Origin of the sequence: Pseudomonas sp. NPDC089741, from assembly GCF_044748825.1 — a bacterium.
Taxonomy (GTDB): Bacteria; Pseudomonadota; Gammaproteobacteria; order Pseudomonadales; family Pseudomonadaceae; genus Aquipseudomonas; species Aquipseudomonas helmanticensis.
The window spans coordinates 64,212-79,713 of the sequence record NZ_JBIVGT010000017.1 but is presented as its reverse complement, the minus strand read 5'-3'; the positions used below and the strand labels follow the sequence as shown (position 1 = coordinate 79,713).

Sequence of the window (15,502 nt, the reverse complement as noted above, 5' to 3'; positions counted from 1 at the left end):
ACCGCGCTGGAGTGACAGCGTGCTGCGTGGGATGATCGCCCGCCTAGCGCGTCCATCCCTCGGAGATTCGAATGTCATTGTTGAGCAAGAAAGCCGTCATCGTGTTGCTGGCGGCCGTCGCCGGTCTCGGCGCCATCAACGCTCAGGCTGCCAAAGCCAAGGAAAAAACCACGACCGAGCAAGTCTCGCTGCTCGGCGGCAAGTTCACGTTCACTCTGCCTAAAGGCTTTGTGGCTGATCCGTTACCGGCGAGCCCCGGCGGCGCCACCGGCACGATGTATACGAACGAGTCCACCAAAACCGTGGTGATTGCCGCCGAAAACCAGATCGCCGAAGGCCAGAACGTCAAGGACAACGACGGCGAATTCCTCGACGGCAGCGTCGCGAGCTTCATCGAAGACCAGCGCAAAGCCCTGCCGGACTTCAACAAACTCAGCGAAAAAAGCCTGACCCAGAAAGGCACCGGCCTCGGCCTGCGCCAGGTCGACAGCACCGCCACCCAAGGCGGCGGCCAGACCCTCAACACCACATTGATGGCCGGCTCCGGCACAAAAATGGCGCTGGTTCAGGTGATCTCCCGCGCCAGCGACAAGAAAGGTCACGATGCCGTGGTTAAAACCATCCTCAAGGATTGAGTTGCTGCAACCAGCCATTCAAATCCCGCAGTTCGGCCGCACTGATGCTGTGGCCGATACCGGGATAAGCGTGGAACTCGGGTTTGTAATCAAGCTTTTGCAGCAAGTCATTGGCCGCGGTGCCGTCGTGATACGGCACACGATCATCGGCGGTACCGTGGCCGATAAAGATGTGCAGCGGCAGCGGCTGTCGCTCAGCCTTCAACTCGTTTTTCAACACCGGCAACACACGCCCACTCAACGCCGCAATCCCGCCCACCGCCACCGGCGCACGCAAACCGACCTCGTACGTCATCATCGCGCCCTGGCTGAAACCGATCAGGTAGACCTTGTCCGGCGCAGCGTGATACTTCTTCGCCGCCTGCGCAATGAAGTCGCGCAGCTTCTGCCCGCTGGCCTGCAAATCATCCGTCTCGCCGTTGTAAGCGCCCTCGCCCTTCTTGCGAAACCACTGATAGCGATCCTCGCCCAACGACAATGGCGCCTGCACCGACAGATAGTTGTACTGCGCCGGAAGCTGGAATTTCATTCCGATCAGATCCGCTTCGTTACTGCCGTAGCCGTGCAGAAAAATCACCAACGGCCGCGGCTCGGCGTCAGGGTGAACCTGCTCGAGGTACTTCAGCGGGAGATCGGATTGCAGCGTGGTTTGCGCCTGAACGGCGGTAGACGCCAGCAGCGTCAGTAGAGCGAACACCTTCAACATAAGCCTTCCTTCACAGAATGCAGGGATTGGGGGGAGCCTAACATTCCGGGGTGGAGATCCAAATGTTTGGGGAGGTTGGGGGTCGTTATTGCTGGCGGGCCGGTTCCCACGCAATTGAGTCAATCTTCCAGGGATTGGTTGGCTGCCAGGTTGCCATCGCGAGCAGGCTCACTCCTACAGTTGGATCGTGAGCGGTCAGCCAGGGATGGGTTGGCTGTCAGGTAGCATTCGCGAGCGGGCTTTGCTCCTGCAAAGGCAAGATCAAAAGATCGCAGCCTTCGGCAGCTCCTACATGGAATTCGCGGCGCAGCCGCCCCACTCGCAGGATGAGCGCAAGCTCGGCTGCAGCCCTTGATCTTGATCCACTAGCGACGTCGGAAGGCTGAGTGAAGGGATTGATCCGGGGGTGGGAGCGCAGCGACCGTTTGGCGCAGCCATATACAGCGAGAGGAGGTGCAGCGCAGCAAACCGTAGGCGCTGCGCCCGGATCGATCCCGGAGCGAAGGAACCCCGAGCCTTAGCGAGCGGGCCGCACGTAGGAGCAAGCCTTTTTGGTTACTTTTTCGGCGTCTGGAAAAAGTGACCCGCCGTAAGGGCGGAACCCTAAGCGGCCATTACCGCAGCAACGGATATGCACCCAGTCAACCAGAACTCACCACCCAACCAGAACCTGGTCGGCCCGAAGGCCGCCACGTTCACTCGGCCTCAGGATCAATCTTGTTCTGAGTCAAATACCGATTCAAAACATCATCCTGCCCAGGCGTAGAAGCGTCCCCCGCCACCTGCCACAAATGCCGCTCAATTCCCTGCGCCACCATATGCCCCACCGCCGCCTCGATCGCCGACAACACACACAACTGCGCCGGTTCATTCGTCGTATACCCAACCTCAGCCTCAAGCAACTTCTTGAACTCGATAAACTTGAAAATCCCCGCACTGCGCGCCACCGAATAAATCGTCTTGCTGGTCATCACATTCGCCAACACCTGCCCGCTACGTACATCCACCGCGCGCAAGTTAACGGTCACCTGATCCACTCGATATTCACGCGACAGATCAATCCCCAGATACCGCGCCCCTTCCCCACCGCTGCGCACGTTAGTGTCATAAGCGATGATCCCGCCTTCGAGCATCATGTTCGCCGCCTGCAACGGTGGCAGCTCACCCTGAATATTCACTGGCGTATTCGGCTTCTTCTGCGAGGCGCGAATGATCTTGCGCTCGGTCAACAGGTTCTGCAGCCCTTCGCGTTCCAGCACGACAAACCAGCCACTGGCCTGCATCGCGTCCATCAACATCGACGCCGCGCCCTGGGTCACGCTGGTGGAAAACGAGCTGGCCGGGGTCGGTTTGTACTGCCCGGTCTGGTCACGGAAGCCGTACACCACCGCCATCAGCCGCCCCTTGGGTCGCGGCATCTTCAGCAAGTCGTAATAGGTCGAGGCCCTGGGGGTCAGGGTCGGGGTTTCGGTGTCCTGCTCGGCCGACATCGGCTCACGCAGACTGCACCCTTGTAATGTCGCCAACAGCAGCCCTAGCGCGATTATTCTTTTCATGTCCGTCTCTCCCCGGAACCGTCAGCCCGTCATGGGTTGAGGCCGTTCACCTGAATTTCCGAAACTTCGCCGCTCGCTCGGTCGGTCACCTCAATGGTGAGTGCCCCCGAGTCGTCGACGACGTTGACGATAAAAGCGTCAGTGGACAGGCTCCCCGTGTTGCCGGTAGAGATGTTGTCCAGCAACTGCCCCAGCAGCCGCGATTGCAATTGACTGGTGAAGCGTTCGAGCGCCGACGTGCCGGCCACCGTGGTGCGTTTTTTCAGGTCGGGATCGTCGTAGTCGTTTTGTGCCTGGGCGTTATTGAGCAGCCAGGTGCCGTTCAGCGGGTTGCCGCCGAACGACGGGTTGACCGGCGTGTAGACCAGTTCAGTGGCCTGGACAGCAGCGGCGCTGGCGAGCCCGATCAACAACCCCGAGATCCAGAATCCGCTGCGCCGTGAGAACGTTGTGCTGTTCATAGTTCGTCCTTCTCAAGGTCGGTGGTGTCCTGCAACATGGTTTCCAGCTTGCGCCGGACAACCTCCAGTCGAACCAGATCGGCGGCCTCATAGGCCTCGTCCTTCAGTTCCACAGTGTTCGGCGGCAGGAAGCGCCGATAAACCAGGCGTTGCTGATATTCCACGGTCACCAGGCTGCCCCAGCGCGCGTCGGGCCGCTCGCGCACCACCAGGTTGAAATCCATCGGGCTGGTGTCGCGCAGGCGTTCACTGAACGAGTAGTAAAAGTCGTGGCCGATGTGCGAGATCGTGTCGTCGACGATGAAGCCCATCATTTCGTCTTCTTCACCGGCATGGGCGCAGCACGCCACGACGGTGAGGACCAACGCGCACCACCAGTGGCGAGTCATGGCTGCAACGCCTGCGGCAAATTCGACTGGCCTTTCGCCGGGCCATTGCTGCCCTCGAGGAATGCTTTCTCGGCGACGAATTGCCAGTCGGAATAACGCTGCATGCCTTCGAAATCCGACCACTGCGTCGGGAAGTCCGCCTGCTTCAACGGCAGCTCGGTCGAAGGACTATTGAGGCCGGTGATGCGCCCGTCAAAACCGCGTTGCAGCGCCCATTCACCTTGGCCGATCGGATCCGGATAGAGCTGACGCAAGTGATGCTTAGCCTCAGGAAAACGCTGATCGTCGAGCAGATCGACCAACTCCTTCGGGTACTGCGCCAACCCCGGCGAACTGCGGTAATAGCTGCGCAGCGCCTGAGCGTATTGGGTGCCGATCCAGAGCAACTGACGCTCGCGGTCGCGGCGTGATGCGGTCGACCACAACTCGCCGGCACTGGCCAGGCCCATGCCCATCACCACAATCAGGAACAGCACGCCCAGGTAAGTGAAGCCACCCTGCTGCGCACGGTTACCACTCGGAATACTGGCTGCCATCACGCGCCCTCCCGGTAGCACCGCTTTTGATGTCAGCCACACCGCCGGCAACGCCGTCCGGTGGCGCGATCAACACCCACTGGTCTTTGCGTTCGGTGATCGGATCGAGTGGCGCGTTACGCAGGTAACGTTGTTCGATCAGTTGCTCGATGGAATCCGGGTAGCGACCGGTGTCGCCGTAAAAGTGATCCAGCGCCTCACGCATCGCCGACAAGCTCTGGCGCAGCGTGGTTTCCTTCGACGCTTCGAGGCTGTTGAAGTAGCGCGGCAGCGCGATGGTCATCAGCGTGGCGATGATCGCCATCACCACCATCAGCTCCAGCAAGGTAAAACCTTTTTCCCGACGCATGAGGTTCACCACTCGCGGTAGGCGATGCCGTTGAGGCCCTTGCCCCGGGCGTGGGAATAGACGTCGAACACGTCCTCGCCATCGCGCGGGTTCTGAGCCGAACTGTCGTAGGCGCGCACGCCCCAACCCCCACCTTCGTCATTACGTTTGGCCGGCACCAGCGGATCGCGCGGGATACGACGCAAAAAGTAGAACTTGGCGCCTTTGGCACTGCGCACGTCGCGCACGCCTTCGACCAGCACTTTCAGGTTCGGCGGATAGCCGCTGCTGTTCAGCGACTTCTCGATGTAACCGGCATCAAAGGCGCGTTTGTAGGCGTCGATGGCATCGCGAATCTGGTACAGCGCGGCGCGCAACTCCTGCTCCTTGCCACGCCGCACCAGGGTCTCGGTCAGTGGCGCAGCCATGCTCGCCAACAGGCCGATCAGGGCCAGCGTCACCACGACTTCGATCAGGGTGAAACCGCGTTGGCAGGCGTTCATGATCAAGGCTTCTCGACAGTGACGCGGGTGGTGGCCACGGCCGATTCAGCGACGGCACGCGGCTGCGCGGCAGGCGACGGCATCACGTAACTCTGCGAACGGTCCGGGGCCTGGATGTGCATGCTGGTTTCGGTGCCGGTGGAGAACTCCATGTCCGACGGGCTCTGGTACGGCAGGTTGCGCACGATCCGAGGGGTGATCGACAGCACCAGTTCCGATTTGCCGATGGTGTCTTTGTTGCTGCCGAACAAGCGGCCCAGCCCGGGAATGTCACCGAGGCCGGGAATCTTGTTGCCAGTGGCGCCGTGATCGTTGCGCACCAGCCCGGCGAGGATTTGCGTTTCGCCATCGTGCAGACGCAGCGAGGTTTGCGCGTTGCGGGTATCGACCTGCACCGGAATCGTGCCCTGGCGGGTCGGTTCCAGCGGCGTGGCGTTACTCACTTCCAAGGCGATCTTGATCGCCACTTCGTTGTTCAGGTGCACGGTGGGGGTCACTTCGAGCTTCAGACCGACATCCAGATACGTCACGCTTTCGGTGATCACCGGCCCCTGTGTCGACGGCACCGAAGTGGCGCTGATGATCGGCACGCGCTGACCAATGTGGATGCGCGCCTGCTCGCGGTTGCTGACGCGAATCACCGGGCTGGCGAGGGTGTTGATGTCGTTGTCCTGCGCGTTGATCTTGGCCTGCGGCGATGGCCCGATCGAGATGCGATCGGAATTGATGCCCTTGAGTTGGCCGAGCAGCGTGACCGGAGAACCATCGGTGTTGACCACGCCGAAGGTGCTCGGCCATTGCAGGCCAAGGTCGAGAATGCGCTGGGTGGCGACTTCCATCACCTCCACTTCGAGCACCACTTCGGGGTTGGACTGGTCTTGCGATTGCAGGAGTTTCTCGGCCATGCGCACGGCGTCTTCGGTGTCGCGCATGGTCAGGGTATTGAGGCGTTCGTCGACGAACACGTCGCGGGTCTTGAGCATGGTTTTGACCATGTTCAGCGCGGTGTTGGCGTCGATGCTGGTCAGGTAGAACGTGCGCATCACCAGTTCCTGGTAATCCTTCACTTTCTGTGGCGAATCCGGGTAGATCAACAAGGTGTTTTCGTTCACCACTTTCTGGTGCAACTGGTTCTGTTGCAGCAGCAGGGTCACCGCGTCTTCGATGCGCACGTCCCGCACGAAGATCGTGGCTTTCATGTCCGGGCGCAGGTCTTTGTCGAAGATGAAATTCAGCCCGGCGACCTGTGACAGCACTTCGAAAATGGTCTTCAAGTTGGCGTCACGAAATTCCAGAGTCACTGGCCGATCGAGCTTGGTGCGCAGTTGCGGATACGCAATGACGTTGCGACTCTGCACCAGGCGAATGCTGCCTTGCAGCTCCAGCGCGCCTTCGTTGGCCGGATCAAGTTCGAGGATCTGCTTGACCTGACGATCAGCACCGTAGATGTCGCCGCGACGCAGGTCGCCACGGGCCAACTCGAGCTTTTCGTCCATGCTGCGCAGGTATTCCATCTGCTTCAGGGCATCCTGGGCGCGACGGTTGTTCGGCTCGATGGTCAGCACGCGCATGTACGCGGTGCGCGCCGAAGTAAAGTCGCGACGCGAGCGGTCGATGTCGCCGGCCGTCAACAACGAAGTGATCGCCTTGGCCCGACCGGTGTTGAGCAACAGGTGCAATTCGGTGTCGCGCGGATTCTCGCGCAGGCCATCTTCGATTCGGGCCAGCCCCGCCTCGTACTGACCCTGATCAATCAGGTCGGCGGCTTCCTTGTTGGCCACTTGCGCGGAACTGCACGCGGCCAGCCCGGCACACAGGCCCAGGCTCATCAGCAAACGGCAACGGTTCATTGCGTACTCCCCACAGACAGGGTCTGCGACAAATGCAAAGGCAGGTAGACCAGGCTCAATTCCACATCGGAAATGCCGGTGATCTTCCAGGTGTCGTCGATCACATCCCCGTTGCGCACGACGTAGATCTTTTCGCCGTTCTGCAAAAACACTTGCAGGTCGCTGCGGTCATGCAGCCGGCCGACGAACTGAAACGGCACCGGTGGCAGGCTCGGGGCTTGCACCACTGTTGCGGGATTGACGGCAATTTCGGTGACCGTGGCCAGGGTTGGCGCGGCCTTCCAGCTCTTGGCGGCAAACAGATCGCCGGCCGGGCTCAGGTCCATGATCGGCGCCTCTTTGGCCTTGGCGTTACTGGCCGGTAGCGCGCCACGGTTGGCGTTTTTTGCCGGCGCGGTCACGCTCGCTTCAGCGGAATCGGCGTCTTCGCCCGGCGAGAAATATTCCGGTAACCACGCCAGTGCGGCCGCCACGCCGAAGAACGCTAGCCACCCTGTCACGCGCTTGGTATTCATCACGACCTCGACAGGTACAGGGTCAAACGGATCCGGCCATTGAGGTCGGTGTCGCCAATCTTCTTGCGTTGCAACTCAAGGTCTTCCACCACCACCGCCGGCAACTGGCCGAGCAAGGCGTGTACGAAGCGGCGCAGCTGCGGGTAGCTGCCGCGCACTGGCAGAAGGATCTGATAGCGCGCCAAATGAGTTTTCGGGTCGACGCCGAGGGCGTATTCGCCGCGCGCCAGGGTGATGTGTTCTTGCGCTGCGAGGGCGTAGATGCGGTCGATGGCGACGGTCGCTTGCGGTTGCGCCGGCAGTTTGTTGCGGAAGTCGTCGAGCTGACGTTGTGGCACCACCGGCGGCGCAATGCTGCCGTCTTCAACCTTGGCCAGATACTCGGTAGCTTCCTGAGTTTGCTGGCTCAAGTGCTGCAACGATTGCCAGCCCGGCAGCAAACCGCCAAGTGCCCAAGCCACGGCGACCAGCAGCAGTGCCAGCCCGGCCAGGCCCGGAATGCCGAGGCCTTGCAAGTATTCGTGGACGATCAGTCTAGGGATTCGCATCGCCCATCTCCCAGGTCGCCGACAGGTTGAATTGCACCGGTTGCTCCGGCGATTTGACGACGATTTCGTGGCTCAGCAGCGAGACGTCGGACAGCTCGTCGCTGGCTTCCAGACGTTTGTGAAAATCGAGCATCGCTTGCAGATCCCGCGCTTCAGCGCTGATCCGCACTTGGCCTTTGCGCGCGTCCGGGGTCAGGCTCAGCAGCGCGACGTCATCGCGCGGCATCGCTTCGAGCATGGCGAACAGGCGTTCCCACGGCCGGCGCAGTTGCTGCGAGACCTTGCGCATCTCGGCGAGGTTCGCCGCTTGCTCGCGGGTTTCTGCCGGGCTCAGGCTGGACTTGGCACCGCTGTCGCCGGTGAGCTGACGCTGGGTGGTTTGCAAGTGGCCCTGTTGCTGTTCGGTGTGCGCGTCGAGGTGCTGTTGCACGCCGAAGCACAGCAGCGCCAGCAGCACACCGCCGCCGAGCAAACTCCAACCCAACGGGCCGGAACGTGGCCGTGGCTGAAAATCCAGGTTGAGCGCGCGCATCTCAGGCCACCGCCCGGGACATGACGTACAAGCCGTCACGCACGGTCATCGAGGCATCTTCAAGGGTGCGCAGTTGCACACCCGCCACGTCCGGATGCGCATCGAGGCGCGCCGGCGCATGCAGATAAACGTTGAAGGCACGTTCGCTGGTCGAGGCTTGCAGCTGCCGTTCACGACCGATCAGGGCATTTAACGCGGCATCGCTGTCGCTACCGCCCGCCGAGCGCACGCCGGCCCAGCGCCCTTCCCTCGCCAGCAACAACACACTGCGTTGCGGCTCGGCGACGACGAAGAGGAAATCGCCGGCATCGAAGCTTTTATCGAAGCGGTTGAATGCCGCCATCAGGTACGGCTGCACCGAGCGCAGGCGCAACCCGCGAGCGCTGACCAGCGTGCGCAGGCGATCAAGCAAATCTTGCGGCAAGGCGCTGGCGATGCGGTCGTAACCGGCCGGCTCAGCGGACAGCACCAGACTCCACGGCTGGGTCGGCGCGCCAAACAAGTCTTCAAAACACAATTGGGCAAAACCGCGCAGCTCTTCAGGACTGCTGATCTGCGCGCTCCATGGCACCAGGCAAAAACGGCTGAAGTGCCCGGAAATGACCACGCTCAATTCGCCACCGGCGCGGGCGTGTTCACCGAGCAGGCGGTCGAGGGTGTCCAGCGCCACCGCGTAGCTCTGGAAGCCTTCGTCGATGTAACCGACGCTGCCCAGCCACAGGGTGTCGCTGCCGCGCCGCTGACCGAGGCCAACACCGCTGGCGCCGAGCACGGCGACAAAACGCTCACGAGATAAATGTGACACGATTGATCTCCTCCAGCGTGGTGCGACCTTGCTCCACCAGCTCCAGCGCCGATTCGCGTAGCAGGCGCAAACCACGGGCGCAGGCCAGGGCTTTGATTTGTTTGATCGGTTGGCGCTCGACGATCATCTGGCGCAGCTCGTCGTCGAGGTGCAGCAACTCGGCAATCGCCGTGCGCCCGCGATAACCGCTGCCCCGGCAGTGCCCGCAGCCTTTGCCGTGGACGAAGTGGTAGTGATCGACTTTCTGCGGATCGAGGCCTGAGGCGCGCAGCTCTTCATCGCTCGGATTGACCGGCACACTGCAACTGGCGCACACCAGACGAATCAGGCGCTGGGCGAGAATCGCGTTGAGCGCCGAGACCAGGCTGTAGGGGTCGATTTCCATTTGGGTGAAGCGGCCAATCACGTCGAAGACGTTGTTGGCGTGGATGGTGGTGAACACCAGGTGACCGGTGAGCGCCGATTGCACGGCGATCTGTGCAGTGTCCGGGTCACGGATTTCGCCGACCATGATCTTGTCCGGGTCGTGACGCAGGATCGAGCGCAAACCCCGGGCGAAGGTCAGGCCTTTTTTCTCGTTGACCGGGATTTGCAGCACCCCCGGCAATTGATACTCGACCGGGTCTTCGATGGTGATGATCTTGTCCACGCCGTGGTTGATCTCGGTGATCATCGCGTACAGCGTGGTGGTCTTGCCGCTGCCGGTCGGGCCGGTGACCAGCACCATGCCGTAGGGTTCGGCGGCGAGGCGGCGCAACTGGCGCAGGGTTTCGTCTTCAAAGCCCAGCGCCTGCAATTGCACGCCGCAGACCTTGTCAGCCAGATCCTGTTTATCCAGCACCCGCAACACGGCGTCCTCGCCAAAGATGCTCGGCATGATCGACACGCGAAAGTCGATCTGCCGGCCACTGATACCGATCTTGAAACGACCATCCTGCGGTACGCGTTTCTCGCCGATGTCCAGTTCGGCCATGACCTTGACCCGCGAGATCACCTGCTCGGCGAACTCGTTGCCCTGGACTTTGCTGATGTTGTTGAGCACGCCGTCGATGCGGTACTTGATCACCAGACCGTGGCCGGTGGTGCCGAGATGGATGTCGCTGGCGTGCATTTTCAGCGCGTCGTAGAGGGTCGAGTTGACCAGTTTCACCACGCTGCTGGCGTCTTCGCTGATGCTGGTCAGCGACAGGCTTTGCAGGGTGTCGATTTCGTGGTGGGTGTCGCCTTGGGCGTTGAGCGATTCGACGGCGTGGAAGCTTTCTTCGTGGCGGGCCAGATAGGCCTTGAGGTCATCGGCGTGCACCAGATACAGCGGCGCGCCGTGCAGGCAATCGTCGATCCAGGCCAGGCGCGCCGGGTCGAAGGGGTCGGCGAAGACACCGACGACTTCGTCGTTGTGGCGCAGCAGGATGAATTCACGTTTGAGGCATTGTGCGAGGGTGACCCGGTCGAATACCGGCGTCGCGGCGAACAGGCTGTCGGTGTCGAGCACCGGGTAATGCAGGGTGGCGCCGAGGGTGTGAATGAACGGCATCGGCGCCAGTTCACAGAGTACGCCGAGGGCTTCAAGGACGCGTTCGCCGGAAGTGGCGGCCCGCGCCCGGGCCTGGGCAAGCTGTTCACTGGAAAAACGCGCGGGGGCGCTTTCGGCCGGCAGTGGTTCGACGACAACGGACAGACGTTCCATGGCTTGCTCTCCAACCGGGGCTCAGAGCCCTGTCGGCGCGGCAAACCTTGGCGGCAAGTGCCGGAACGTCTGTTCGCGCCATTACTCCCCGGTGAGCATTTGATCGTCGTCCGGTGCCATGGCGTGCAACTGTCGTCGCCGATCCGCCAACACCCAACTGCCATCGTACAACTGCAACGGGAAGCTCTCGGTCCTGCTCTGGCGTCGTTCGACAAAGCCCTCGGAAGGGCTCGCACCGGGTTTCGCTTCACGCTTGATGCCAAGAAGGTCGCAGACCGCCCGCGCCAGTTCCGCCAATGGAAACGGTTTGAACAGGATGTGGCTGACCCCCAGTTGCCGCGCCCGCTCACAGACTTCAGCGGTCGGGTGACCCGTTATCAGCACAAAATGGCACGTCCTGTTCTGGCGGACCGCGTCGAGCACCTCAAAACCTTCCATATCGGGCAAGCGGTAATCGAACACCAGCACGTCGGGGGCAAAGGTTTCGGCCAAACCGATAGCCGTCGCTCCGTCATGTGCAATCGCGACGTCCAGCCCCTGCGCCGACAGATAATCCTGAAGGTTTTGTGCAAGCAGCTGTTCGTCTTCGACAACCAGTACTTTGTTAACCAAGGTCGACTCCTTGAAACAGCAGGTCCGATGACCCCGCCCTGAGAGTGCGCCTTACCATCGGTAACGCACACTTCATGCCAGGCTGAGTGCCGGTAATTTTATCTCTTCATGTCCTTGAAATTAATGACAATGCCCGCTCGTCCCGGTACCCCGTTCCCCAGAAACGGGGAAGCACCTGAATGGGCATCGAAGCCATTCCCCACTATTGGGGGGGAACCTTCAGTCGTCGTCAATTCGTTCGATCCTGTTCTGCACCCGTAATTGCGCGAGCACTTGGCGACGAGCCTGGGTCTGTTGCTGTCGGGCGAGCTGTGCCCTGACTGTATCCAGCCCCTGCACATCTGGGACATCGGCGGCCTCCAAGTGGTTCTGCAAATAAATCACATGCCAGCCGAACGGTGAACGCAGCGGTTGGCTGGCAAACGTCGCCCCGTTGATGATCGAGGCGCGCATCTGCATCAAGCGTAGACGCGCTGCGGCCACTGTGGCTGCATCGGCTTGCGCGGGCACGCGGATCAACAGGTGCCGAGGTTGCAAGGTGTTCGCCCGGATCAGTTCGGCAAATGTTTGCTGCGCGGCCAACTCGCGGCGGGTGTACTCGGTAAAAGAAACCTCGTCGAAACCGGCGTCCTGCAGGCGACGCTGGAACTTGTCCGGGCCACCGATGGCACTGCGCATCTGCTCGACCTGCTGACGCACCGCTTGCTCGTCAATCTGCACGCCACGCTTTTGCGATTCCTGCCAGAGCAATTCCTTGTCGATCAGCGTTTGCAGCGCAGCCTGACGCAGCTGTTTATAGGCTTTTGGATTTCGAATGCTCGCCACCGCGCGGCCCTGATCTTCGAGATATTCGGCGAAAAAGCGCTCGAAACGATAGCCAGAGATTTCCTCGCCATTGACCCGCGCCACCGCCGGCTCGTTATTGGCCCAGACCGGCGGAAACCAGCAGGTCAGCAGCACTATCAGACTTGTGAGCTTCATGATCGGGCCCTCCGTTCAGGGGCTGGCAACAATCGGTTTATAAGGCGCGACCAGATAGAAACGCTGATCGGGCAAATCCACGGTGACCACGTGCGCACCGCTCAAGCCCAGACGTCGACCGGGACCGAAACTCAGGCGCGGGGTCAGGCCGGTGTCGAAGTCGTGCAGGCCTTCCAGCGCCGCCACCAGTTTTTCGCGGCTGGCGTCGCGGCCGGCCTGCTTCATGCCTTCGCTGAGCAACAACATCGAGGCATAGGCGCCGACTTGCAGCACCGCGTGCTGGGCGCCGAGACCTTGGTGTTCACGCAGCAACGTCAGGGCCATGCGCCCGGCCTGGGTCCAGTCGCTGGGCACAAACGGATAGGCGAGAAACACCCGCCGCGAGAATCCCTCCGGCACTTGCAGCAACTCACCAGCAACCTGGCTCGAAGCGGCGAACAGATACGGCACTTGCCCGGCGCTTTGCAGGCGTGTCGCCAATCGACCAAAACCACCGCCATTGCCCAGATAAAACACCGAGCGCGAGCCCAACGGCAGTGCCTCCGCCGCCGGGTCGTAGGCTTGCAGATGAACTTTCTGCCAGCCGTGATCCTGCAAGTACTGGCCGAGGTTTTGCGCGGCCAGCGTTTGTGCCGGGTCATCGGGATACGCGATCAATGTCGGCCCCTGCAGCACGCGCAGGCTTGCTGTGGCGTAATCGGCCAGCGCGATCAACTGCTCGCGCAAGCCCGGCAACGGTTCGAAAATCTGCGGGCTGGCCTGCATCGAGCCGAGCAACGACAAAGCGCCAATCAGCGGCACGCCGGACTGTTCCAGACGGCTTGCCAATTCACTGTCGAGGGCCGGCGCCAGCGGCGCGATCAGGGCGAACACTTGTTCTTGCTCAATCAACTGCTGCAGGGCTTGCTCGGCGCTGGCGCGATCCGGGCCGGGATCGATCACGGTCAAGCGCAGTTGCCGCCCATGAATACCACCGGCCTGATTGATCCGCGCGACGCTGCCGTTAAGAACTGCCGCGATGGTCATGCCCTCCTCCGCCAACGGGCCTTGACTGGGCAGCAGCGTGCCGAGGTGCAAGGTTTGCGCCTCAAGGCCCGGGTCGCGTTCATCGGCCAGGCGTTTGAGGTACGCGGTGAGGTTGCGCTGATCCTTCATCGACAGCAGAAAGCGCGGCATGCTTGGGTCGAGGCGATTGTGGCCGGGGTCGCGTCCTTGCTCGATGACGGTCGCCAGACTGCTCTCGGTGTACGCCGGATAACTGCGGCCGTTGACCTGTTGCTGGCCGTAGGTGCTGGTCAGCCGCGCCCAGTTCAACGGCGGCGGACGCACCCCGCCTTCGGGTCGCCCGAGGCCATCGGCGCCGTGGCAATTGGCGCACGGCAGGCTGGTCGCCGGCAGCAACACATCTGCCGCACCGACCCGCGCCATGATCGCCTCGCCACTGGCCGACAAGCCCTGACGGTACAGGCGCTTGCCCGCCGCCTCTTCCGGGGTCAGCGGCGCAGCACCCGCGCCAAGGCTGAGGCCAGCGAGCAGGATCAGGGCGAGTAAAACGCGGCAGCGGTTCATGGCACGGGCTCAGCGGCCAGCCACGGGCATTGTCAGCAACTGCAAGCGCTGGGCAATGGCGGCGGCCGGGGCATCGGGGCGGATTTTGCTCCAGCGTTTGTTGGCCACGTCGCCGACGATCAACTGCGTGGAGTGCTGCTCGGGCGTCGGCACGATCTGGCCGATGCGACTCAGTACCAGGTCCATCTGCGCCTTGTCGCCGGTAAGAAAAAGCCAATGAGGGTCATCGGAACCCTGCTTCAAGGTGTAAGCCTTGAGCACCGCCGGCGTATCGCGCAGCGGGTCACTGGTAAGGGAAATGAAGGTGATGTCCTGTGCCTTTTCGCCCAACAGCTCGCGCACCTCTTTGAGCTTTTGCGTGATCAGTGGGCAGGCATCGTTGCAACGGGTGAAAATCACGTTGAGCAGGACGATGCGGTTTTGCAGGGCATCGCTGTAGAAGCGCAGGTTTTCGCCGTTCTGATCCTGCAACGGCGTGTCGGTGAACCAGGTTTTTGCGTCGTGGGTGCCTTGGGCCGGCGCGGCGGCAACCGTCGCAGGTGCCTCAGGGGCATGGCCTTCGTGGGCGAACGCGACGGTGCTGAAGATCCAGAAACACACGCTCAGGGAGATCCAGTCGAGCAGTCTCATGGCTGTTGCTCCATGGCGATGGCGGTGTGTTTGGCGTGGGTGCGCAGGCCGCTGAGTTTCTCGACTTCCTTGGCCAGCAGCGCCGGATCGGTGAAGCCGTAGTAGCGCATCCAGTGGCGGTTGTTGCCGTCGCCGACGAGGATCAACGGCTGATGATTCTTGAAGTCACCGCTGAAACTGCCGAGGCCTTTGAGGGTTTCGTTGATCGACTGCGGCGAACCGGTCAGCCAACTCCAGCCCGGCCCGCGCTGGAAGGTACGCGCATAATCCTGCAAGCGTTTCGGGTCGTCGCGTTGCGGGTCGATGCTGATCGACACCAGTTGCACTTCCTTACCGACCCGCGCGCCGAGCTGTTTCTGCACCTTGCCCATGATCGACGAGACCACCGGGCAGACCGTGGTGCAACTGGTGTAGATGAAGCTCATGACGACGATTTTGCCCTGTACCAGATCCGGCTCCAGACGCACGGTTTTGCCGTTCTGGTCGAGCAACGGCACGTTGGCGAATTTCACCTGGGTGTGTTCTTGGGTGTTGCTCGCCGGCGCCTTGTGCCCGGCGTGTTCGTCTGCCGAATGGGCCTGGGTTTGTTGGAGGCCGAGGCTCAACAGGCACAGGGTCAGCAGGCCACTGGATGCAAATCGGTTCATGTCGACATTCCT

The 15,502-nt window shown here is 61.7% G+C and carries 19 protein-coding genes; 1 reads left to right on the top strand and 18 read right to left on the bottom strand.

Going from position 1 to position 15,502, the window contains the following annotated elements; translation table 11 throughout:
• The first annotated feature begins 71 nt into the window (after window positions 1-71).
• A complete protein-coding gene (locus tag ACIPZE_RS17520; protein WP_283435955.1) occupies window positions 72-635 on the top strand; it encodes a hypothetical protein in 564 nt (187 codons plus the stop codon).
• Here ACIPZE_RS17520 and ACIPZE_RS17515 read toward each other — a convergent pair.
• From ACIPZE_RS17515 to ACIPZE_RS17430, 18 genes are all read right to left on the bottom strand, one after another.
• A complete protein-coding gene (locus ACIPZE_RS17515) occupies window positions 625-1,341 on the bottom strand; it encodes an alpha/beta hydrolase (RefSeq protein WP_283435954.1) in 717 nt (238 codons plus the stop codon). The two genes, ACIPZE_RS17520 and ACIPZE_RS17515, sit on opposite strands and share 11 nt — an antisense overlap.
• Before the next feature lie 695 nt (window positions 1,342-2,036).
• Window positions 2,037-2,897: a CsgG/HfaB family protein gene (locus ACIPZE_RS17510; RefSeq protein WP_129394572.1), complete on the bottom strand. Its 861-nt coding sequence runs from the start codon at window positions 2,895-2,897 to the stop codon at window positions 2,037-2,039.
• A gap of 29 nt (window positions 2,898-2,926) precedes the next feature.
• Window positions 2,927-3,358: a curli assembly protein CsgF gene (locus ACIPZE_RS17505; protein ID WP_034152593.1), complete on the bottom strand. Its 432-nt coding sequence runs from the start codon at window positions 3,356-3,358 to the stop codon at window positions 2,927-2,929.
• Window positions 3,355-3,747, bottom strand: coding sequence for a curli production assembly/transport protein CsgE (gene csgE, locus ACIPZE_RS17500; protein WP_283435952.1), 393 nt, complete (start codon window positions 3,745-3,747; stop codon window positions 3,355-3,357). Before csgE ends, ACIPZE_RS17505 begins: the two co-directional genes overlap by 4 nt.
• Entirely contained in the window at window positions 3,744-4,283 is a 540-nt protein-coding gene (locus ACIPZE_RS17495; protein ID WP_283435951.1) for a type II secretion system protein, read from the bottom strand. The genes csgE and ACIPZE_RS17495 overlap by 4 nt, the downstream gene beginning before the upstream one ends.
• Complete coding sequence (locus ACIPZE_RS17490) at window positions 4,258-4,632, bottom strand: type II secretion system protein (RefSeq protein ID WP_007919395.1); 375 nt, start codon at window positions 4,630-4,632, stop codon at window positions 4,258-4,260. The genes ACIPZE_RS17495 and ACIPZE_RS17490 overlap by 26 nt, the downstream gene beginning before the upstream one ends.
• Window positions 4,633-4,637: 5 nt before the next feature.
• Window positions 4,638-5,114, bottom strand: coding sequence for a type II secretion system protein (locus tag ACIPZE_RS17485; RefSeq protein WP_129394576.1), 477 nt, complete (start codon window positions 5,112-5,114; stop codon window positions 4,638-4,640).
• Between the two features lie 2 nt (window positions 5,115-5,116).
• Window positions 5,117-6,964 (bottom strand): secretin N-terminal domain-containing protein, encoded by a 1,848-nt coding sequence (locus tag ACIPZE_RS17480; protein WP_129394577.1) that lies wholly within the window; start codon window positions 6,962-6,964, stop codon window positions 5,117-5,119.
• Window positions 6,961-7,479, bottom strand: coding sequence for a hypothetical protein (locus tag ACIPZE_RS17475; protein ID WP_400774172.1), 519 nt, complete (start codon window positions 7,477-7,479; stop codon window positions 6,961-6,963). Before ACIPZE_RS17475 ends, ACIPZE_RS17480 begins: the two co-directional genes overlap by 4 nt.
• Entirely contained in the window at window positions 7,479-8,027 is a 549-nt protein-coding gene (locus ACIPZE_RS17470) for a GspMb/PilO family protein (protein ID WP_400774169.1), read from the bottom strand. The genes ACIPZE_RS17475 and ACIPZE_RS17470 overlap by 1 nt, the downstream gene beginning before the upstream one ends.
• Window positions 8,014-8,559, bottom strand: a complete 546-nt coding sequence (locus ACIPZE_RS17465) for a PilN domain-containing protein (RefSeq protein ID WP_400774166.1) — start codon at window positions 8,557-8,559, stop codon at window positions 8,014-8,016. The genes ACIPZE_RS17470 and ACIPZE_RS17465 overlap by 14 nt, the downstream gene beginning before the upstream one ends.
• Window position 8,560: 1 nt before the next feature.
• Window positions 8,561-9,364 (bottom strand): hypothetical protein, encoded by an 804-nt coding sequence (locus tag ACIPZE_RS17460; protein WP_400774163.1) that lies wholly within the window; start codon window positions 9,362-9,364, stop codon window positions 8,561-8,563.
• Window positions 9,345-11,051 carry a GspE/PulE family protein gene (locus ACIPZE_RS17455; RefSeq protein WP_400774161.1) on the bottom strand — a complete coding sequence of 569 codons (1,707 nt, stop codon included), beginning with the start codon at window positions 11,049-11,051 and terminating at the stop codon, window positions 9,345-9,347. Before ACIPZE_RS17455 ends, ACIPZE_RS17460 begins: the two co-directional genes overlap by 20 nt.
• An 81-nt stretch (window positions 11,052-11,132) precedes the next feature.
• On the bottom strand, window positions 11,133-11,663 hold the full coding sequence (locus ACIPZE_RS17450; RefSeq protein WP_034152602.1) for a response regulator: 531 nt from the start codon (window positions 11,661-11,663) through the stop codon (window positions 11,133-11,135).
• A gap of 219 nt (window positions 11,664-11,882) precedes the next feature.
• Entirely contained in the window at window positions 11,883-12,644 is a 762-nt protein-coding gene (locus tag ACIPZE_RS17445) for a SurA N-terminal domain-containing protein (protein WP_400774158.1), read from the bottom strand.
• Between the two features lie 15 nt (window positions 12,645-12,659).
• Window positions 12,660-14,213, bottom strand: a complete 1,554-nt coding sequence (locus tag ACIPZE_RS17440) for an ABC transporter substrate-binding protein (RefSeq protein ID WP_400774156.1) — start codon at window positions 14,211-14,213, stop codon at window positions 12,660-12,662.
• Between the two features lie 9 nt (window positions 14,214-14,222).
• On the bottom strand, window positions 14,223-14,843 hold the full coding sequence (locus ACIPZE_RS17435) for an SCO family protein (protein WP_400774153.1): 621 nt from the start codon (window positions 14,841-14,843) through the stop codon (window positions 14,223-14,225).
• Window positions 14,840-15,490 carry an SCO family protein gene (locus tag ACIPZE_RS17430; RefSeq protein ID WP_400774151.1) on the bottom strand — a complete coding sequence of 217 codons (651 nt, stop codon included), beginning with the start codon at window positions 15,488-15,490 and terminating at the stop codon, window positions 14,840-14,842. The genes ACIPZE_RS17435 and ACIPZE_RS17430 overlap by 4 nt, the downstream gene beginning before the upstream one ends.
• Window positions 15,491-15,502 lie beyond the last annotated feature (12 nt).